This window comes from Streptomyces sp. NPDC029152 (assembly GCF_055564355.1).
Map to the genome: position 1 here is coordinate 13,105 of NZ_JBVHWR010000001.1, position 20,493 is coordinate 33,597.

Below are 20,493 nucleotides of genomic sequence, written 5' to 3' on the forward strand. Positions count from 1 at the left end.
TCCGAGGTTCCGGGACAACTGGAACCTGGTGCAAAAGGGAGATGCTCCGCCGCCGAAGCGGAGCGATCCGGGAACGGAGTTCTGCGTGGACATCGTCGTCAAGGGCCGCAAGACCGAGGTGCCCGAGCGGTTCCGGAAGCACGTGGCCGAGAAGCTGAAGCTGGAGAAGATCCAGAAGCTCGACGGCAAGGTGATCAGCCTCGACGTCGAGGTGTCCAAGGAGCCCAACCCCCGACAGGCCGACCGCTGTGACCGAGTGGAGATCACGCTCCGCTCCCGCGGTCCGGTGATCCGGGCGGAAGCAGCGGCGAGCGATCCGTACGCGGCGCTCGACCTGGCGGCGGAGAAGCTCGACGCCCGGCTGCGCAAGCAGCACGACAAGCGCTTCTCGCGGCGCGGAGCGCGCAGGATCCCGGCCGCCGAGGTCGCCGACCACGTCCCCGGTGCCGCGACACTCAACGGGAACGGTGACATCGTCCCGGAGGAGACGCAGGACGGTGTCCCCACCAGGAAGATCGGCTCGCTCGAGGTCCAGGGCGACGGCCCGCTCGTCGTCCGCGAGAAGACCCACGTGGCCGCGCCGATGACCCTCGACCAGGCGCTCTACGAGATGGAACTGGTCGGGCACGACTTCTATCTGTTCGTCGACTCCGAGACCAAGGAACCCAGCGTCGTCTACCGGCGGCACGCCTACGACTACGGCGTGATCCACCTCACGACGGACACGATGGTCACCCAGGCGCACGCTCCCGAGGCGGGCGATGCGCTCGGTGGTTGATCACGTCGGGTGAGAGTCGGACCGGTGCCCCTGGAGCGCGCGTGCGCCCCCAGGGGCACCGGCGTGCGACGGTGCGCGAGGTGTGCGACCCCTGCGCCGTCCGCTCTGTCACCTCCGTGCCGACGCGGCATGGAATCATGGCGGCAACCACCCAACCGGTGGGTCGTTGCCTTGGGTTGGCGATGGCGCAGGACCACAGGCCACAGCCTTCAGGGGGAGGAACGATGGCGGACAGTTTCGGACCGATGCGGGGCGGGGGCGCCGACGACGGCGTCGCCGGCATGGGCCCGGACGCGGGGTCGTCACGCGAGGAGCCGATCAGGGTCCTGGTCGTGGACGACCACGCCCTGTTCCGCCGCGGCCTGGAGATCGTGCTCGCGGCCGAGGAGGACATCCAGGTCGTCGGGGAGGCCGGGGACGGCGCGGAGGCCGTGGAGAAGGCCGCCGACCTGCTGCCGGACATCATCCTGATGGACGTGCGGATGCCCAGGCGCGGGGGGATCGAGGCCTGTACCTCCATCAAGGAGGTGGCCCCCAGCGCCAAGATCATCATGCTGACGATCAGTGACGAGGAAGCCGACCTCTACGACGCGATCAAGGCGGGCGCGACGGGATATCTCCTCAAGGAGATCTCGACGGACGAGGTGGCGACCGCCATCCGCGCGGTGGCCGACGGACAGTCGCAGATCAGCCCGTCCATGGCGTCGAAACTCCTCACCGAGTTCAAGTCGATGATCCAGCGGACCGACGAGCGCAGGCTCGTGCCCGCACCGCGCCTCACGGACCGCGAGCTCGAGGTGCTCAAGCTCGTCGCCACGGGAATGAACAACCGGGACATCGCCAAGGAGCTGTTCATTTCCGAGAACACCGTGAAGAACCACGTGCGCAACATCCTGGAGAAACTGCAGCTGCATTCCCGGATGGAGGCCGTGGTGTACGCGATGCGGGAGAAGATCCTCGAGATCCGCTGACACCGGCGTCGCGGCACGCCGGCACGGCGGTGCGGATCAGGCGAGCAGGAGCGACAGCTCCCTGGTGAGCGGCTCGCGCAGGTCCGGCGCGTCGACCCGTTCCACGCGTACGTCCGTGCAGTCCACCCAGCCCGCCGCCTCGACCAGCGCCCGGGCCACCGCCGGGGCCGCCTTGGGGCCGTCCAGGGTGACCTGCCTGGCGACCAGCGTGCGGCCCTCGCGTGCCGGGTCCACCCGGCCGACCAGCCGTCCGCCGGCCAGCACCGGCATCGCGAAGTAGCCGTGCACCCGCTTCTGCTTGGGCACGTAGGCCTCCAGGCGGTGGGTGAAGCCGAAGATCCGCTCCGTGCGCGCGCGTTCCCAGACCAGCGAGTCGAACGGGGACAGCAGCGTCGTGCGGTGGCGGCCGCGCGGGGGCGTCTCCAGGGCCGCCGGGTCCGCCCAGGCCGGCTTGCCCCAGCCTTCCACCGTCACCGGGACCAGGCCCGAGTCGGCGATCACCGCGTCGACCTGCTCGCCCTTGAGACGGTGGTAGTCCGCGATGTCCGCGCGCGTGCCGACGCCCAGGGAGCGGCCGGCCAGCCGGACCAGCCGGCGCAGGCATTCGGCGTCGTCCAGCTCGTCGTGCAGCAGCGCGTCCGGGACCGCGCGTTCGGCCAGGTCGTACACGCGCTTCCAGCCGCGGCGTTCGACGCAGACCACCTCGCCGTACATGAGCGCGCGCTCGACGGCGACCTTCGTGCCCGACCAGTCCCACCACTCGCTGGTCCTCTTCGCCCCGCCGAGATCCGTCGCGGTGAGGGGGCCCTCGGCGCGGAGCTGCTCGATGACCTGGTCGTAGGCACCGTCGGGGAGGTGGTGGCTCCAGTGCGGGCGGTTGCGGTAGGCGCGGCGGCGGAAGGCGAAGTGGGGCCACTCCTCGATGGGGAGGATGCAGGCGGCGTGGGACCAGTACTCGAAGGCGTGCGTGTCCGTCCAGTAGGCCTTCTCGACCGTCCCGCGGCCCACCGCGCCCAGGCGGGCGTACGGGATGAGCTCGTGGGAGCGGGCGAGGACGGAGATCGTGTCGAGCTGCACCGCGCCCAGATGCCGGAGTACGCCGCGGACGCCGGCGCGGCGGTCGGGGGCGCCGAGGAGGCCCTGTGCGCGGAGGGCGAGGCGGCGGGCCTCGTCTGCGGACAGTTCCGTGACGGGGGGCGGGAGGGTCGTCATGCGTTCGCACGATAGGGGGTGGGTCTGACAGTGGGGAGGCGCGACCGCCCGCAGCCGCGACCGCCCGCAGCCGCGGCGGCCCGCAGTCACGGCGGTGTGGTGCGGCGGGCCGTGGTCACCGCGGGGCGGTCAGCGGTGGGCCGGCAGGTAGGGGGCGGTCGAGGGGAGGGAGAGGTCCGAGGGGAGGAGGGAGGCTATCCAGCAGTCGCGACGGGTGCCGTTGTTGTCGATCGCGGAGCGCAGCGTGCCCTCCATGGTGAAGCCGAGGCGCTGGGCCACCGCGCGGGAGGCCGTGTTGCCGACCTCGGCACGCCACTCCAGACGGTCGATCGACCGCTCGGTGAAGGCCCAGCGGGCCACGGCGGCGGCCGCCTCGGTGATGTAGCCGTGCCCGCGGTGCTCCTTGGTGCCCCAGAAGCCGATCTCGCCGACGCCCGGGGAGCGCATGGTGACGCCGAGCATGCCCGCCAGGTCACCGGAGGGCAGGAAGAGGCCGAAGGTGAACATCGAGTCGTTCGCCCAGCCGTCGGGGACCACCTGCTCCGTGAAGCTCCGCGCGTGTTCCGGGAGGTAGGGCGAGGGGATCGTCGTCCAGCGCTGGATGTCGGGATCCTGGCAGGCGGCGTGCACGGCCTCGGTGTCCCGGGGGCCGACCGTGCGCAGGACGAGACGGCCGGTGGTGAGCGTCAGGGGTTCCATCGGCCGATTCTGCGGGGCGACCCGCGGCGGATGCCATCTTTTTGCCATGGGTGAGCGAGTGGTCGCTTTTCGCGCAACCGGTCGGCGGGTGCGGCACCATCCGCAGGCCTCGCACGTTGAACCCGGTGACGGCGACCGGAAGCAGGATGGAGGAGCGCGCGGTCCCCGCTGCGGCAGACCTCCCGGGGCGGCGGGGTCCTCGCATACGATGGCCGTTGCTCAGTCAGTACATGGAAACCGACCGTCCCAGGCCCGACCGGCAAGGAGACCAACCCCCGTGTCCGTCCTCTCGAAGATCATGCGTGCAGGCGAAGGCAAGATCCTGCGCAAGCTGCACCGCATCGCGGACCAGGTCAACTCCATCGAAGAGGACTTCGTCGACCTCTCCGACGCCGAGCTGCGGGCCCTCACCGATGAGTACAAGCAGCGCTACGCCGACGGTGAGAGCCTGGACGATCTGCTGCCGGAAGCCTTCGCCACCGTCCGCGAGGCCGCGAAGCGCGTCCTCGGCCAGCGCCACTACGACGTGCAGATCATGGGCGGCGCCGCCCTGCACCTGGGGTACGTGGCGGAGATGAAGACCGGCGAGGGCAAGACCCTGGTCGGCACGCTGCCCGCCTATCTGAACGCCCTTTCCGGCGAGGGCGTCCACATCGTCACGGTCAACGACTACCTGGCCGAGCGCGACTCCGAGATGATGGGCCGCGTCCACAAGTTCCTCGGGCTCGAGGTCGGCTGCATCCTCGCCAGCCAGACGCCGGCCCAGCGGCGCGAGATGTACGCCTGCGACATCACCTACGGCACGAACAACGAGTTCGGCTTCGACTACCTGCGCGACAACATGGCGTGGTCCAAGGACGAACTCGTCCAGCGCGGCCACAACTTCGCGATCGTCGACGAGGTCGACTCCATCCTCGTCGACGAGGCCCGTACGCCGCTGATCATCTCCGGTCCGGCCGACCAGGCCACCAAGTGGTACGCGGACTTCGCCAAGCTGGTCACGCGCCTGAAGAAGGGTGAGCCGGGCAACCCGCTCAAGGGCATCGAGGAGACCGGCGACTACGAGGTCGACGAGAAGAAGCGCACGGTCGCCATCCACGAGTCCGGCGTCAGCAAGGTCGAGGACTGGCTGGGCATCGACAACCTCTACGAGTCGGTGAACACCCCGCTCGTGGGTTATCTGAACAACGCCATCAAGGCCAAGGAACTCTTCAAGAAGGACAAGGACTACGTCGTCCTCGACGGCGAGGTCATGATCGTCGACGAGCACACCGGACGTATCCTCGCCGGCCGCCGCTACAACGAGGGCATGCACCAGGCGATCGAGGCGAAGGAAGGGGTGGACATCAAGGACGAGAACCAGACGCTCGCCACGATCACCCTCCAGAACTTCTTCCGCCTCTACAAGCGCCACGACCACAACGGCAAGGAGCTCCCCGGTCTGTCCGGCATGACCGGTACGGCGATGACGGAGGCCGCCGAGTTCCACCAGATCTACAAGCTCGGCGTGGTGCCCATCCCCACCAACCGGCCGATGGTCCGCAAGGACCAGTCGGACCTGATCTACCGCACCGAGGTCGCCAAGTTCGAGGCGGTCGTCGACGACATCGCCGAGAAGCACGAGAAGGGCCAGCCGATCCTCGTCGGCACCACCTCGGTCGAGAAGTCCGAGTACCTCTCGCAGCAGCTCAGCAAGCGCGGCATCCAGCACGAGGTCCTCAACGCCAAGCACCACGAGCGCGAGGCGTCGATCGTCGCCCAGGCGGGCCGCAAGGGCGCCGTCACGGTGGCGACGAACATGGCCGGCCGCGGTACGGACATCAAGCTCGGCGGCAACCCCGAGGACCTCGCCGAGGCGGAGCTGCGCCAGCGGGGCCTCGACCCCGAGGAGCACATCGAGGAGTGGGCCGCGGCCCTGCCCGCCGCCCTGGAGCGGGCCGAGCAGGCGGTCAGGGCCGAGAAGGAGGAGGTCGAGAAGCTCGGCGGCCTCTACGTGCTGGGCACCGAGCGGCACGAGTCGCGGCGCATCGACAACCAGCTGCGCGGTCGCAGCGGCCGCCAGGGCGACCCGGGTGAGTCCCGGTTCTACCTCTCCCTGGGCGACGACCTGATGCGCCTGTTCAAGGCCCAGATGGTCGAGCGCGTCATGGCGATGGCCAACGTCCCGGACGACGTGCCGATCGAGAACAAGATGGTCACCCGCGCGATCGCGTCGGCCCAGTCGCAGGTCGAGACGCAGAACTTCGAGACCCGTAAGAACGTCCTGAAGTACGACGAGGTGCTCAACCGGCAGCGCGAGGTCATCTACGGCGAGCGGCGCCGTGTCCTGGAGGGCGAGGACCTGCAGGAGCAGATCCACCACTTCATGAACGACACGATCGACGCCTACGTCCAGGCCGAGACCGCCGAGGGCTTCCCCGAGGACTGGGACCTCGACCGTCTGTGGGGCGCCTTCAAGCAGCTCTACCCGGTGAAGGTCAGCGTCGAGGAGCTGGAGGAGACGGCCGGTGACCGGGCCGGGCTGACCGCCGAGTTCATCGCCGAGTCCATCAAGGACGACATCCGGGAGCAGTACGAGGCGCGGGAGGCGCAGCTCGGCTCCGAGATCATGCGCGAGCTGGAGCGCCGGGTCGTGCTCTCGGTCCTGGACCGCAAGTGGCGCGAGCACCTCTACGAGATGGACTACCTCCAGGAGGGCATCGGCCTGCGCGCGATGGCGCAGAAGGACCCGCTGGTCGAGTACCAGCGCGAGGGCTTCGACATGTTCCAGGCCATGATGGACGGCATCAAGGAGGAGTCCGTCGGCTACCTGTTCAACCTGGAGGTCCAGGTCGAGCAGCAGGTCGAGGAGGTTCCCGTCGAGGCCGCCGCCCCCTCGCTGGAGAAGGCCCCGCAGGACGTCGTGCCGGCCCAGGCCGGTGCGCGCCCGGAGATCCGCGCCAAGGGACTCGACGCGCCGCAGCGCCGGGACCTCCACTTCTCCGCCCCGACCGTGGACGGCGAGGGCGGTGTCATCGAGGGCGACTTCACCACCGACGAGGAGCCCGCGCGGACCCCGTCCGACGGCCTCACGCGCGCGGAGCGCCGCAAGCAGGCCAAGGGCGGGCGGCGCCGCAAGAAGTGACGCCGCGGCGGTGGGAAGGGCCGGGCACCCCTGGGGGGCCCGGCCCTTCGGCCTGTCCGGTGCCCGTGCCCGCGGTCAGGCGTCTTCCGTCCGCGGCCCGCGGCGGCCGCCCAGTTCCACGGCGGTGCAGCGCCAGCGCAGGTCCTGGCCCTGCTCCAGGCGGAAGGCCATGGCGCGCAGCTGGTCGCCCGCGCCGATGCGGGCGAAGACCTCCAGCGCGCCCGGCCGTGCCTCGTAGTAGCCGATGTCGCGGACGACGGGGAGGGTGCCGCGGGTGCGCAGCGGGCCGCGTTCGGCGAGCCTGGCCAGTTCGTCGTAGGCGCGGCCGGCGGTGTGCCGGAGCATCGAGTGCACGGGACGCCGACCGCTGAGCACGTCGAGGAGGAGCTCCGCGAAGTGATCGGTGGGACGGAGCTGCGGGACGGGCCGGCGGGGGACCTGGGCGGGGACGACCGGGGCGGCGGAGGCCGTCGGGACGGCCGTGGTGGACGGGGTCCGGGCGGGTGCGGCGATCCGGCGGGCGGCGGCCGAGACGCGGTCCGGGACGGGGGCGGTGGCGGCCGCGCGTGCGTTCGCCCTCGCCGTGCCGCCCGGGCGGGCTGTCACCGGGCGGTTGTCGGCCGGCCTCGTGCGGGCGCGCGCGGACCGGCTCGGAGAGCCCGGAGGCCGTCCGCCCGGCGCCGCGGTCCGCACGCCGCTCCCGCCGGGCCTGCGGGGCGGTACGCCGCCCGCCGGACGGGGCGGCGGGGCGACGGCGGCACCGGGCACGGGCGTGCGGGAGGCCGGGCGGGTCCTGGTCATGACCTTGCGCAGGGGCGGCACGGTCGGTGTGGGCTGCATGGGGTTCCCCGTTCGGTGACCCGGATAGTACCGGGCGGTAACTTCGTGGTCGGGGATCTTGTACGGGGTGGCGGGCGGGGACGGCAAGGAGACGGAGGGCCGGGCCGGGGTGGCCGGGAGGTTCACCTATCCGAGTGGCCGGGGCCATGGGAACGGCCGGAACGGGGCGGACGTACCGGGTGAGTTCCGGGGACGGAAGTGGACGTGTGCGGCACGCTCGGCGGGCGCCCGAAAGGGGACACCGCACGTATCCTGAAGGCCCTCCGGCGGACCACCGGCCGGTTCCCGGCCACCGGTTCCTGTTCTGCCGGTTCCCGACCACGAAAGCGGCCCGTCATGCGTGTCTACGTCCCCCTGACCCTCTCCGGTCTCGCCGAGGCGCACAGGACGGGGCACCTGGGGGCAGGGCCGCTCGTCGCCTACGCCGTCACGCCGGCGCTCCGCGAGTGGGTCCTCTCGGACGACATCGAGGAGCTGGAGTACGCCGCCCTGAGCCGGGCCGCGCTGGCCTCGCTGCGGCTGCTGGCGGCGGACGCCGGGGCCGCGCGGCGCCGGGTCGTGGTCGCGGCCGACGTACCCGACGGCGCGGCGTCGGCCGGCCCGGACCGGGGGGCCGGTCCGGCGGCGCTGGGCGAGGTGCGGGTCGACGGGGCCGTGCCGCTGGCCAAGGCGGCCGCGGTGCACGTGGACTCCGCCGACGCGGAGCCGGACGTGGCCGCCGCGGCCGAGGCCCTCGCGGCGGCGGACGGCGGGGACGACGACGCCCAGTTCGTCGTGGACGGGGCGGAGGACCACGAGCTCCTCTGGTACGCGACGCAGGAGATCCCGAACCTGGTCGGGTCCGGCGGCTGACCGGCGGCCTTCGCCGGCCGTCTTGACCGTCAGCGGCGACGGGTACGTTCTCCGGCATGGGGACACGGACAGGGGCGCACATCGTCTGGGACTGGAACGGCACGCTGTTCCACGACAACGACGCCATCATCGGGGCGACGAACGCGGCGTTCGCCGAGTTCGGGCTGAGGCCGATCACGCTCGAGCAGTACCGGGCGCTGTACTGCGTGCCGGTGCCGAAGTTCTACGAGCGGCTGATGGGACGGCTGCCCACGGACGCCGAGTGGGAGGTCATGGACGCGGCCTTCCACCGGTACTACACCGAGCACCGGGTGCGGTGCGGGCTCACCGCGGGCGCGGCGGAGCTGCTCGCCGGGTGGCGGGCGGCGGGGCGCAGCCAGTCGATCCTCAGCATGTACGGGCACGAGGAGCTCGTCCCGTTGGTCAGGGGGCTCGGGATCGAGGCGCACTTCATGCGCGTCGACGGGCGGACCGGGCCCTCCGGGGGCAGCAAGGCCGAGCACATGGTGCGGCATCTCGCCGCGCTGGGACCGGTGGTGGAGCCCGCCCGGACGGTGGTGATCGGGGACGCCGCGGACGACGCGGTGGCCGCGCGGCACGTGGGGGCGCGGGCGGTGCTGTACACCGGGGGGTCGCACAGCCGGGCCAGTCTCGTGGGGGTGGGGGTGCCGGTGGTGGACACGCTGGGGGAGGCCGTGGCGGAGGCGGAGCGGCTGGCGACGGCGGCGTGAGTTCTCGAGGGGGCCGGGGGTCCGCCGTGGTGCCCTCGGACGAGGGGTGCCCGGTGCGGGTGCCGGCCGGGCGGGCGGGCCGCGTGGCCCGGCGCTGACGGGGTGCTTCCCCCGGAGGGGGTGACCCCCGGCGCCCACCCGTGCCGCCCCCCGGGGGTACCCCAGGCCGTTCATGCGCCGGGGGAGGCGCGACTGGCCGCGGCCACGTCGGCACGGCGGCTGCGGGCAGCCGCGGCGGCTCGGCGGTGGGGGGCGTCGTGGCGTCATGACTGTGCAGAACGTCCAAGTCATCGGCTCTGTTTTGTACACATGCGGCTCGTGACGGATGCCCTGCCGGGGGCGATAGCCTTGTGGCGTGATCAGCGCGATAGCTCGCGGGGGCACCGGCGCCCCTGCCCTGCGCCCGGTGAGCACGGACCACATCCGTGACCGGGCGGCGGTCGCTGGTCTTCTTCGCGGGCGGGGCGGGGCGTCGAGAGCCCCCGGTACGACGCCGCGCACTCCCCGGACGGTGACCGCGAGAGCGACATCACACCCGGCGAGCGCGTCGACATCGGCCGATATGCCCCCGCTCCTCTCGCCTTGCGGCATACCGTCGGAACGGACCGGACACCCCGGGTCCCGACGTCACACCGGAAGGCCGGAGACCGTACTTCCTTCTACGTCACGCAACGGCGCGCGACAGGAGCCAGAGGACAATGCAGACCAAGCTGGACGAAGCCAAGGCCGAGCTGCTCGAGAGGGCCGCGCGGGTAGCTGAGAACAGCCCGGTCGGGGGGCACCTACCGACTGGGACGACGGACGAGGGCACCCCGGACACCCCGGGGATCCAGGGCACCCCGGACCACGCGTCCGTGTTCGCGTTCCTTCGGCGCTACTACCGGCACACCGCCCCGGAGGACCTGACCGACCGCGACCCGGTCGACGTCTTCGGAGCCGCCGTCTCGCACTACCGGCTGGCCGAGAACCGTCCGCAGGGCACCGCGAACGTGCGGGTCCACACCCCGACGGTGGAGGAGAACGGCTGGACGTGCAGCCACTCCGTCGTGGAGGTGGTCACGGACGACATGCCCTTCCTCGTCGACTCCGTGACCAACGAGCTGACCCGCCAGGGCCGCGGCATCCACGTCGTCGTCCACCCCCAGTTCGTGGTCCGCCGCGACGTCACGGGCAAGCTCGTCGAGGTCCTCCCCGGCCCGCCCGCCGACGGCCTGCCGCACGACGCGCACGTCGAGTCCTGGATCCACGTGGAGATCGACCGCGAGACCGACCGCGGCGACCTGAAGCAGATCACCGCCGACCTGCTCCGCGTCCTCAACGACGTCCGCGAGACCGTCGAGGACTGGGGCAAGATGCGCGACGCGGCCGTCCGCATCGCCGAGGGGCTGCCGGCCGAGCCCGCCCCCGGCGACCTGAGCCCGCAGGAGGTGGAGGAGGCCCGCGAGCTGCTGCGCTGGCTGGCGGACGACCACTTCACCTTCCTGGGCTACCGCGAGTACCAGCTGCGCGGCGACGACTCCCTCGCGGCCGTGCCCGGCACCGGGCTCGGCATCCTGCGCTCCGACCCGCACCACGCGACCGACGAGAGCCACCCCGTCAGCCCGTCCTTCGAGCGGCTGCCGGCCGACGCCCGCGCCAAGGCCCGCGAGCACCGGCTGCTCGTGCTGACCAAGGCCAACAGCCGGGCCACCGTGCACCGGCCGTCCTACCTGGACTACATCGGCGTCAAGAAGTTCGACGAGCAGGGCAACGTCGTCGGTGAGCGGCGCTTCCTCGGCCTGTTCTCCTCCGCCGCCTACACCGAGTCCGTCCGCCGCGTGCCGGTCATCCGGCGCAAGGTGGAGGAGGTGCTGGAGCGGGCCGGCTTCTCGCCCAACAGCCACGACGGGCGGGACCTGCTCCAGATCCTGGAGACCTACCCGCGCGACGAGATGTTCCAGACCTCGGTCGAGGAGCTGGAGCCCATCGTCACGTCCGTGCTCTACCTCCAGGAGCGGCGCCGCCTCAGGCTCTACCTGCGCCAGGACGAGTACGGCCGCTACTACTCGGCCCTCGTCTACCTCCCCCGCGACCGCTACACCACCGGTGTCCGGCTGCGGATCATCGACATCCTGAAGGAGGAGCTCGGCGGCACCAGCGTCGACTTCACGGCCTGGAACACCGAGTCGATCCTGTCCCGGCTGCACTTCGTGGTCCGCGTGCCCCAGGGCACCGAGCTGCCGGAGCTGTCCGACGCCGACAAGGAGCGCATCGAGGCCCGCCTCGTCGAGGCCGCCCGCTCCTGGGCCGACGGATTCGCCGAGGCGCTGACCGCCGAGTTCGGCGAGGAGCGCTCCGCGGAGCTCATGCGCCGCTACGGGTCGGCCTTCCCCGAGGGCTACAAGGCCGACCACGGCCCGCGCTCCGCGGTGGCCGACCTCGGTCACCTGGAGCGGCTCGACCAGGACCGGACGTTCGCGCTGAGCCTGTACGAGCCGGTGGGTGCGGTGCCCGAGGAGCGCCGGTTCAAGATCTTCCAGAAGGGCGGCTCGGTCTCCCTCTCGCAGGTGCTGCCGGTGCTCAGCCGGCTCGGCGTCGAGGTCACCGACGAGCGCCCGTACGAGCTGCGCTGCGCGGACCGTACGACGGCCTGGATCTACGACTTCGGCCTGCGCATGCCGAAGGCCGTCGCCGGCGAGTACCTCGGCGACGACGCGCGCGAGCGGTTCCAGGACGCCTTCGCCGCCACCTGGACCGGCCAGGCGGAGAACGACGGCTTCAACGCCCTCGTGCTCAGCACCGGGCTGACCTGGCGGCAGGCCATGGTGCTGCGCGCGTACGCCAAGTACCTGCGGCAGGCGGGCTCCACCTTCAGCCAGGACTACATGGAGGACACCCTCCGCAACAACGTCCACACCACCCGTCTCCTCGTCTCCCTGTTCGAGGCGCGGATGTCCCCGGAGCGGCAGCGCGCCGGGCGCGAGATCGTGGACGCCCTGCTCGAAGAGCTCGACGCGGCCCTCGACCAGGTGGCGTCGCTCGACGAGGACCGGATCCTGCGGTCCTTCCTCACCGTCATCAAGGCGACGCTGCGGACGAACTTCTTCCAGCGGACGAGCGGCGGCGAGCCGCACGACTACGTCTCCATGAAGTTCGACCCGCAGGCCATCCCCGACCTGCCCGCGCCGCGCCCGGCGTTCGAGATCTGGGTGTACTCGCCGCGCGTCGAGGGCGTGCACCTGCGCTTCGGCAAGGTCGCGCGCGGCGGTCTGCGCTGGTCCGACCGCCGGGAGGACTTCCGCACCGAGATCCTCGGCCTGGTCAAGGCGCAGATGGTGAAGAACACCGTCATCGTGCCGGTCGGCGCCAAGGGCGGCTTCGTCGCCAAGCAGCTGCCCGACCCGAACGTGGACCGCGACGCCTGGCTGGCCGAGGGCATCTCCAGCTACCGCACCTTCATCTCGGCGCTGCTCGACATCACCGACAACATGGTGGCCGGCGAGGTCGTGCACCCCGCGGACGTCGTCCGGCACGACGAGGACGACACCTACCTCGTCGTCGCCGCCGACAAGGGCACCGCGAAGTTCTCGGACATCGCCAACGAGGTCGCCGAGTCCTACAACTTCTGGCTCGGCGACGCCTTCGCCTCCGGCGGCTCGGCCGGCTACGACCACAAGGGCATGGGCATCACCGCCCGCGGCGCCTGGGAGTCCGTCAAGCGGCACTTCCGGGAGCTGGGCGTGGACACCCAGAGCCAGGACTTCACGGTCGTCGGCATCGGCGACATGTCCGGTGACGTGTTCGGCAACGGCATGCTGCTCAGCGAGCACATCCGCCTGGTCGCCGCCTTCGACCACCGGCACATCTTCATCGACCCGACGCCGGACGCGGCCGTCTCGTACGCCGAGCGCCGCCGCCTGTTCGACCTGCCGCGCTCGTCGTGGGAGGACTACGACACCTCGCTGCTCTCGGCCGGCGGCGGCGTCTTCCCGCGCACGGCCAAGTCCATCCCGCTGAACGCGCACATCCGCGAGGCCCTCGGCATCGAGGCCGGCATCACCAAGATGACCCCGGCCGAGCTGATGAGGGCCATCCTCACGGCCCCGGTGGACCTGCTGTGGAACGGCGGCATCGGTACGTACGTCAAGGCGTCCACCGAGTCCAACGGCGACGTCGGCGACAAGGCCAACGACGCCATCCGCGTCGACGGCGGCGACCTGCGGGTCCGGGTCGTCGGCGAGGGCGGCAACCTGGGCCTGACCCAGCTGGGCCGGATCGAGTTCGCCCGCACCGGCGGCAAGATCAACACGGACGCCATCGACAACAGCGCGGGCGTGGACACCTCCGACCACGAGGTGAACATCAAGATCCTGCTGAACGGTCTCGTCAAGGACGGCGACATGACCGTCAAGCAGCGCAACAAGCTGCTCGCCGAGATGACCGACGAGGTCGGCGCGCTGGTCCTGCGCAACAACTACGCGCAGAACACGGCGATCGCCAACGCGCTCGCCCAGTCCAACGACATGCTCAACGCCCAGCAGCGCTTCATGCGCCACCTGGTGCGCGAAGGCAGCCTGGACCGGTCCCTGGAGTTCCTGCCCACCGACCGCCAGATCCGCGAACGCCTGAACGCCGGGCAGGGCCTGACCGGCCCGGAGACCGCCGTCCTGCTGGCGTACACGAAGATCACGGTCGCCGAGGAGCTGCTGCACACCTCGCTGCCCGACGACCCGTACCTGAAGGGTCTGCTGCACGCCTACTTCCCGACGGCGCTGCGCGAGCAGTTCCCCGACCAGGTCGACAGTCACCCGCTGCGCCGTGAGATCACGACGACGGTCCTGGTCAACGACACGGTCAACACGGGCGGCACGACGTACCTGCACCGGATGCGCGAGGAGACCGGCGCGTCGCTGGAGGAGATCGTGCGGGCGCAGACCGCGGCCCGGGCGATCTTCCGCGCCTCCCCGGTGTGGGACGCGGTGGAGGAACTGGACAACAAGGTCGAGGCCGCCGTCCAGACCCGCATCCGGCTGCACTCGCGCCGGCTGGTCGAGCGCGGCACGCGCTGGCTGCTCAACAACCGGCCGCAGCCGCTGGAGCTCGCCGAGACGATGGACTTCTTCGCCGAGCGCGTCGAGCAGGTCTGGGCGCAGCTGCCCAAGCTGCTGCGGGGCGCGGACGCGGAGTGGTACCAGCACATCTACGACGAGCTGACCGCCGCCGGTGTCCCGGACGAGCCGGCCACCCGGGTGGCCGGGTTCTCCTCGGCCTTCCCGACGCTGGACATCGTCTCGGTGGCCGACCGCATGGGCAAGGAGCCGCTGGACGTCGCCGAGGTGTACTACGACGTCGCCGACCGGCTGGGCATCACCCAGCTGATGGACCGGATCAGCGACCTGCCCCGCGCCGACCGCTGGCAGTCCATGGCCCGCGCGGCGATCCGCGAGGACCTGTACGCGGCGCACGCGGCGCTCACCGCGGACGTGCTGGCGGCGGGCGACGGCACGTCGACGCCCGAGCAGCGGTTCGAGCTGTGGGAGCAGAAGAACGCGGCGATCCTCAGCCGGGCCCGCACCACGCTGGAGGAGATCAAGGGCTCGGACGCCTTCGACCTCTCCAACCTGTCGGTGGCGATGCGGACGATGCGGACGCTGCTGCGGTCGCACTCGTGACGGCCTAGCCGCGTCGGGCGCCCCCGGGTCGGTGGACCCGGGGGCGTCTTCATGTCCGGCCTGTGGTGATATGCCGGATAAGGTGGCCGGGTGACTGGGTGCTCCGGGACGACGCGTGCCGCGCTGCCGCGAGCGAGGGCCGTCCCGGCGGCCGTCTCCTGGGCGGCCGCCGCACTCGTCCTCCTCCTGCTGCTCCTCGTGGTCCGCCGACTGCCCTGGGTCGGTGACCTCGGCATGCACGCGGCCACCGTCGAACGCCTGCGGCACGGCCTCCTCCACCCCGGCAACCCGCTGGTCGACGCGGACACGCCGAGCCCGTACTACTCGCCGTGGACGGTGGTGCTCGGCTGCGTCGCACGGGTGAGCGGGCTGTCGGTCTTCGTGGTGCTGCGGCTCGGTGCGCTGGTGGCACTGGGACTCCTGGTGACGGGTGTGCGGCGGTACGTCCGCACGCTGAGCGCGCGACCGGCCGCGCCCGCGCTCGTGCTGCTGTGCCTGGTGTTCCTGTGGGGGACCACCCTGTTCACCTGGAGCGGCTTCCTCGGCCTCGACTCCCTCGCGCTGACGGTGGCGTACCCGAGCGTCCTCGCCCTCGCCCTCGCCTTCCACCTCTGGGCCCGGCTGGCGCGGGCGGTGCGCGACGCGGGTGACGGCGGGCCGGCCGGGTGGGGGGTCTGGGCGGCACTCGGCGTGCTGTGGGCGGTCGTCCTGCTCTGTCACCAGTTCTCCGGGGTCGTCGCCTCGCTGGGCGCCCTCGCCACGGTGGCGGCGGCGCGGTGCGGACGGCGGGTGTGGGCGCGGCTGGGGGCCGGGCTCGCGGCGGGGGTGGTGGTGCTGTGGGGATGGCCGTACTACGACTTCTTCGCGCTGCTCGGTGCCAGGGACGGGCTGGAGGCGGTGCACCGGTCGCTGTACCGGGACCTGGCCGGGCGGTACTGGCTGGTGCTGCTCGGGGTGGCGGCGCTGGGCGCCCGGTGGCGGCGCGACCGGCGGGACGCCCTGGTGCTGTTCTTCGCGCTGGGGACGGTGGTGTTCGCGGCGGGCGGGGCGAGCGGGCACTGGTCGTGGGGGCGGGCGCTGCCCGCCGCGCTGATCCCGGCGCAGGTGGCGGCGGGGCTGGAGGCGGTGGAGGCGGGGCGGCGGGCGGTGCGGGCGGGGTGGGCGTGCGCGCTCGGGGCGGCGCTCGCGGTGGGGGCGTGGACGCAGGCGGGGACGCTCGGGTACGTGGCCGGGCGGGGGGTGCTGCCGGAGGCGGTCGCGGAGAAATACCGGGAACCGTGGGCCGGGTACCACTGGATCACGCCGTGGGTGGGGTACGGGGACGTGGTGATGGCGCGGAGGTCTCCGTCCCGGCAGATCCCGGCGTACGGGGCGTACACCGTGGCTCCCGGGTATCCCGACTTCTTCCTGGGGGACGAGGGGGAGCGGATGGCGGCGGTGCGGAGGTACTTCGCGCCGGGGACGGGGGAGGGGGCGCGGCGGGGGATCGTGCGGGCGTACGGGGTGCGGTGGGTGGTGGACCGGGGGGACGGGCTGAGCGGGGCCGCGGGGCTGCGGGTCGTGGAGCGGGGCCCCGGGGGGCAGGTGCTGTACGCGGTGGTGGAGGCGGAGGGCCCGGGGGCGCGGTGAGAGGGGGCGGGCGGGTGCGCGTGCGCTGTGGGCCGGGGCGGGTCAGCGCAGGACGGCGGTGGCCAGTTTCCGGGCTCGTCCCAGGCGGGGGCCCGCCAGGTGGCGGGCGGCCGGGGCGAGCACGGTGGCCGTCGGGCCCACCGGCTGCCAGCGGAGCTGGAGGCGGCCCGGGTCGTGGCCTTCCGGTTCCACGGTCACCCGGTGGGGGGCCAGGCCGGCGCGGTAGGGGACGCGGGCGGTGAGGGACGGGAAGGACAGCGGGGCCAGGAGGATGCCCGTGTGGGTCTGTCCCTGGTGACGCAGGCGGAGCACGGGGTGCCGCACGCCCTCGAAGCCGTGCAGGGGAAGCCGCGCGGTCGCCAGGTCCAGGCGGACCCGCCCCTCGAAGACGCCGGGGCGGACGGGGGAGAGACGGAAGGCGACGGTGAGACGCCGGTGGCCGGGGGAGAGGTGGAGGGCGGCGCGCTGGGGGCCGACCGGCAGGCGCAGTGCCGGGTCGTAGGTGCGGACCGTCAGGTCGACGGAGGCTCCCGGACCCCGGTCGATCCCCGTGATCTCGTGGCGGAGCAGGGCGGTGAAGAACGGGCGGGTGTCCGGTTCCAGGTCCGTCAGGTCCAGTTCGCGCCGGGCCCGCCCGGTGTCCGGGACGCGCTCGCCCCAGTAGGCGCGGCCGTCGGCCGGGTCCGGTGTGATCCGGCGCGGTGCCACGGCCTGGCCGAGACCGCGGGCGGCGTGCCGCAGGTCGGACAGGCGGCGGTCGCGGACGAGCTGGAGCACGACCCGCTCGGCGCGCGGCAGCCGGGCGTACGCGCCCGGGGAGAGTGTGTCGAGGTACGGGACCATGATGTCGGCGAAGGACGACAGCCACCCCTCGTCCCGGTACGGCAGGTCACCGGCGTACATCCGGAAGTCGTGCTTGAGGAACTTGAAGTCCTTGTCCTCGCGCAGCGTCTCGCGGCCGCTCCCGGTCAGGAAGGCGTCGATGAGCCGCTGGACGTGCACCCGGTCGCGGACGTTGTCCAGCCGGTGGCGCTGGTTGGAGATCGAGGCGGTGCGCGCGTCGGCGTACGGCTCCACGTACCAGAGGTAGACCGGGTCCGGGACGATGGTGAACCTCCTCGCCAGGCAGTAGGCCTGCGCCGAGAAGAGCTGGTCCTCGTAGTGGATGCCCTCGGGAAAGCGCAGGCCGTGCCGGTCCAGGAAGGAGCGGGCGTACATCTTGCTGGTGGCGAGGTGTTCGAAGAACAGCCGTGGGTCGGCCTCGACGCCGTCGAGCGTGCGGCGCTCGGCGACGAGGCGCGGCATCCACGTCGTGCGGTGGCCGTTGTCCACGCGCACCCGCCGCACGGCGCCCATCGCGAAGTCGAGGTCGTGTTCGCGGTGGGCGGCGAGCAGGACCTCGACGGCGCGGTCGGGCAGCTCGTCGTCGCTGTCCAGGAACATCAGGTACGGCGCCCGCGCGATGTCCAGGGCGCGGTTGCGCGGAGCGCTGCAGCCGCCGCTGTTCTCGTCCAGGCGGAGGTAGACGATGCGGGGGTCGCGCGCCGCCAGTTCCCGGGCCACGTCCGGCGTCGCGTCGGTCGAGTGGTCGTCGCTGATGATGATCTCGATGTCGGAGTGGGTCTGGCGGCGCAGCGACTCCACGGCCCGCGGCAGGCGCGCGGCGTCGTTGTAGACGATGACCGTGACGCTGACGTCGGGTGTCCCGGTGCTCATGCGATCTCCTCCGGACGGGGGGCCGGGGTCCGTTCGGAGACCGGTACCACCGGTGGCAGCGTCCGCTCGTCCTCGCCGAGGAAGACCCGGCGTACGACGCGTTCGGCGGCGCGGCCGTCGTCGTACTCGCAGAAGCGGCGCCGGAAGGCGGCCCGCGCCTTCGTCGCGCGCTCGTCGCGCCAGGCGTCGGTGGCGAGGATCTCGGTGAGCTCCGCCTGGCTGCGGGCGACCGGGCCGGGCGCCTCGGCCGTCAGGTCGAAGTAGACGCCGCGGGTGGTGCGGTACGTCTCCCAGTCGTCGGCGTGGATGACGATCGGGCGATCGAGGTTGGCGTAGTCGAACATGATCGACGAGTAGTCCGTGACCAGGACGTCGGCGGCCAGGCACAGGTCCTCGACCGGGTCGTAGGACGAGACGTCGATGATCCGGCCGGTGCGGCGCAGGCCGGTCAGCGGGGAGGTGAAGCCCTCGTAGAAGTAGTGGCCGCGCACCAGGAGGATCGTTTCCTCACCGAGGTGGTCGGCGAGCGTGGCGAGATCGAGGCGCGGGGTCCAGCCGGCCTCGTAGTCGCGGTGCGTGGGCGCGTACAGGACCGCCCTGCGGCCCGGGGCCACGCCGAGGCGTTCACGGACGGCGCGCACCTCGTCGGCGTCCGCGCGGTAGTAGACGTCGTTGCGCGGATAGCCGTGGTCCAGGGAGATGTGGCGGGACGGGTAGGCCCGCTGCCACATGCGCGTGGAGTGGCTGTTCGCGCTGACGCTGTAGTCCCACTTGTCGACGCGGTCCAGCAGGGCCCGGAAGTCGAGGCCCCGGGAGGCGGCGGGGTACGGCATCTGGTCCAGGCCCATGTGCTTGAGCGGGGTGCCGTGGTGGGTCTGGAGGTGGACGCTGTCCGGGCGCTTGACGACGGCGTCCGGGAAGTTGACGTTGTTGACGAGGTACTTGGCGCGCCCCAGCACCTCCCAGTAGCGGCGGGTGCCGGGCAGGACGTGGTCGGTGCCGGGCGGCAGCAGGGCCGCGTTCGCGGCGGTGACGACCCACACCGGGTGGATGTCCGGGGCCAGCTCGGCGAGCTCGGCGGCGATGGCGGCCGGGTTGCAGGACACGCCGCGGTTCCAGTAGGCGGAGAAGACGGCCAGACGGGGATCGACCGGGTCGGCCAGGGCCCTGCGGTACTGGAGGGTGCGCAGCCCGGTGCCGGCCCGGCGCCGGCCCGTGCGCACCGCGGAGCGCACGCCGCGGCGCACGCGGTTGGTCTTCTGCAGGGCGCGGTACGCGCGGTAGGCGCCGTCCTCCAGCAGCGACCGGCGTACGCCCTCGAGGCCGGCCGGGGGCCGGTGGCCCTCGGGGCGCCGGCGCCGGGCGGCCAGGGACGCCCGGCGGAAGAACTCCCGCGCGACGTCCTCAGGCATCCGGCCGCGGGCGAAGGCGCGCAGGCAGTCGCGGACCATGAGGTCGTACAGGACCCCCTGGACGGCCGGGCGGCCGGCGGCGAGGTCGAGGAGGGTCTCGTAGCGGTCGACGAGGGCGTACCGCTCCTTCGCCGGGACGGGCGGGAGGCTCTCGGGACGCAGCCGGCGGTCCTCGAAGGCGGGGTGGGGCAGGCAGGCGACGCGGTCGGCGAGCAGCAGGGCGGCGTTCGCGGCGAACGGCTCGGCGTCGGTGGTGAGCAGGCGCTCGTGCTCCCGCCAGAAGCCGGCGCGCACGGCGCGGTTGCCGAGCAGCGGGGTCAGCCTCAGCAGTCCGGCGCACTCGTCGAGGGTGAGGGGGCCGCCGCCCGCGCGGGCGAGGCGCGGGCCGTCCGGGGAGGGCAGGCCGGAGGTCCGCCAGGTGCTGCGGGTGTGGTCGAACAGCAGCACGTCCACCGGGCCGGCGAGATCGGCGGTGTGCTCGGCGACGATGCGCGGGGCGCCGGCCGGCAGCCCGTCCTTGGCGTGGACGAAGTGCAGCCAGCGGCCCGTCGCCCGCGCCGCCCCGGCGGCACGGGCCGCGGCGTCCCCGGTCCCCTCCGGCAGGGGCACCACGGTGAACGCGGGGGCGTGCCGTCCGGCGGTCTCGCGGGCCCAGTCGCCGACGGCGGCGACGATCACCTCGACGCCGGTCAGCGGGTGGGCGTCCAGGGAGTCGAGGAGCGCGGGCAGGTGGTCCTGGACGTTGGGGCCGTGGACGACGACGCTGAGTCCGGGGGTCTCGGGCATCGCGGGACTCCTTCGTCCGACGTCTCCCCCGCTCCTGTCCGGCCATGGTGCCACCGAAGGGACAAGAGGGCTGATTGCGGATGGTCCGTACG

Annotated in this window: 12 protein-coding genes; 7 read left to right on the top strand and 5 right to left on the bottom strand. The window is 72.4% G+C overall.

Going from position 1 to position 20,493, the window contains the following annotated elements; translation table 11 throughout:
* Positions 1–85: 85 nt before the first annotated feature.
* Both hpf and ACZ4V6_RS00065 read left to right on the top strand, forming a co-directional pair.
* A complete protein-coding gene (gene hpf, locus ACZ4V6_RS00060) occupies positions 86–778 on the top strand; it encodes a ribosome hibernation-promoting factor, HPF/YfiA family (protein ID WP_467821470.1) in 693 nt (230 codons plus the stop codon).
* Between the two features lie 224 nt (positions 779–1,002).
* Positions 1,003–1,749 (top strand): response regulator, encoded by a 747-nt coding sequence (locus ACZ4V6_RS00065; RefSeq protein ID WP_385468202.1) that lies wholly within the window; start codon positions 1,003–1,005, stop codon positions 1,747–1,749.
* A 36-nt stretch (positions 1,750–1,785) separates the two neighbouring features.
* Here ACZ4V6_RS00065 and ACZ4V6_RS00070 read toward each other — a convergent pair whose 3' ends face one another.
* Both ACZ4V6_RS00070 and ACZ4V6_RS00075 read right to left on the bottom strand, forming a co-directional pair.
* A complete protein-coding gene (locus ACZ4V6_RS00070; RefSeq protein WP_467821471.1) occupies positions 1,786–2,961 on the bottom strand; it encodes a winged helix-turn-helix domain-containing protein in 1,176 nt (391 codons plus the stop codon).
* A 129-nt stretch (positions 2,962–3,090) separates the two neighbouring features.
* Positions 3,091–3,660, bottom strand: coding sequence for a GNAT family N-acetyltransferase (locus tag ACZ4V6_RS00075; RefSeq protein ID WP_467821472.1), 570 nt, complete (start codon positions 3,658–3,660; stop codon positions 3,091–3,093).
* 277 nt (positions 3,661–3,937) lie between these two features.
* Between ACZ4V6_RS00075 and secA the strand changes: the two genes are divergently transcribed.
* Positions 3,938–6,784 (top strand): preprotein translocase subunit SecA, encoded by a 2,847-nt coding sequence (gene secA / locus ACZ4V6_RS00080; protein ID WP_467821473.1) that lies wholly within the window; start codon positions 3,938–3,940, stop codon positions 6,782–6,784.
* Positions 6,785–6,859: 75 nt separating this feature from the next.
* On the opposite strand, the gene ACZ4V6_RS00085 is transcribed toward secA, so the two are convergent.
* The gene (locus tag ACZ4V6_RS00085) at positions 6,860–7,390 is read right to left on the bottom strand and encodes an Rv3235 family protein (RefSeq protein ID WP_467821474.1); all 531 of its coding nucleotides are present in this window, start codon (positions 7,388–7,390) and stop codon (positions 6,860–6,862) included.
* 570 nt (positions 7,391–7,960) lie between these two features.
* Here ACZ4V6_RS00085 and ACZ4V6_RS00090 point away from each other — a divergent pair.
* From ACZ4V6_RS00090 to ACZ4V6_RS00105, 4 genes are all read left to right on the top strand, one after another.
* The gene (locus tag ACZ4V6_RS00090; protein ID WP_467821475.1) at positions 7,961–8,476 is read left to right on the top strand and encodes a DUF6912 family protein; all 516 of its coding nucleotides are present in this window, start codon (positions 7,961–7,963) and stop codon (positions 8,474–8,476) included.
* A gap of 56 nt (positions 8,477–8,532) precedes the next feature.
* A complete protein-coding gene (locus ACZ4V6_RS00095; RefSeq protein WP_467821476.1) occupies positions 8,533–9,207 on the top strand; it encodes an HAD family hydrolase in 675 nt (224 codons plus the stop codon).
* A gap of 698 nt (positions 9,208–9,905) precedes the next feature.
* Entirely contained in the window at positions 9,906–14,858 is a 4,953-nt protein-coding gene (locus ACZ4V6_RS00100) for an NAD-glutamate dehydrogenase (RefSeq protein WP_467821477.1), read from the top strand.
* Between the two features lie 90 nt (positions 14,859–14,948).
* A complete protein-coding gene (locus tag ACZ4V6_RS00105) occupies positions 14,949–16,487 on the top strand; it encodes a hypothetical protein (protein ID WP_467821478.1) in 1,539 nt (512 codons plus the stop codon).
* A 42-nt stretch (positions 16,488–16,529) separates the two neighbouring features.
* On the opposite strand, the gene ACZ4V6_RS00110 is transcribed toward ACZ4V6_RS00105, so the two are convergent.
* Together ACZ4V6_RS00110 and ACZ4V6_RS00115 are read right to left on the bottom strand one after the other, a co-directional pair.
* On the bottom strand, positions 16,530–18,203 hold the full coding sequence (locus tag ACZ4V6_RS00110; RefSeq protein ID WP_467821479.1) for a glycosyltransferase family 2 protein: 1,674 nt from the start codon (positions 18,201–18,203) through the stop codon (positions 16,530–16,532).
* A complete protein-coding gene (locus ACZ4V6_RS00115) occupies positions 18,200–20,401 on the bottom strand; it encodes a CDP-glycerol glycerophosphotransferase family protein (protein WP_467821480.1) in 2,202 nt (733 codons plus the stop codon). The genes ACZ4V6_RS00110 and ACZ4V6_RS00115 overlap by 4 nt, the downstream gene beginning before the upstream one ends.
* Positions 20,402–20,493 lie beyond the last annotated feature (92 nt).

Excerpts from the sequence above, each read along its gene's own strand:
- ACZ4V6_RS00110 (WP_467821479.1), bottom strand. The coding sequence starts at position 18,203 with ATGAGCACCGGGACACCCGACGTCAGCGTCACGGTCATCGTCTACAAC.
- ACZ4V6_RS00115 (WP_467821480.1), bottom strand. The coding sequence starts at position 20,401 with ATGCCCGAGACCCCCGGACTCAGCGTCGTCGTCCACGGCCCCAACGTC.
- ACZ4V6_RS00070 (WP_467821471.1), bottom strand. The coding sequence starts at position 2,961 with ATGACGACCCTCCCGCCCCCCGTCACGGAACTGTCCGCAGACGAGGCC.
- ACZ4V6_RS00075 (WP_467821472.1), bottom strand. The coding sequence starts at position 3,660 with ATGGAACCCCTGACGCTCACCACCGGCCGTCTCGTCCTGCGCACGGTC.
- ACZ4V6_RS00095 (WP_467821476.1), top strand. The coding sequence starts at position 8,533 with ATGGGGACACGGACAGGGGCGCACATCGTCTGGGACTGGAACGGCACG.
- ACZ4V6_RS00100 (WP_467821477.1), top strand. The coding sequence starts at position 9,906 with ATGCAGACCAAGCTGGACGAAGCCAAGGCCGAGCTGCTCGAGAGGGCC.
- ACZ4V6_RS00090 (WP_467821475.1), top strand. The coding sequence starts at position 7,961 with ATGCGTGTCTACGTCCCCCTGACCCTCTCCGGTCTCGCCGAGGCGCAC.
- ACZ4V6_RS00065 (WP_385468202.1), top strand. The coding sequence starts at position 1,003 with ATGGCGGACAGTTTCGGACCGATGCGGGGCGGGGGCGCCGACGACGGC.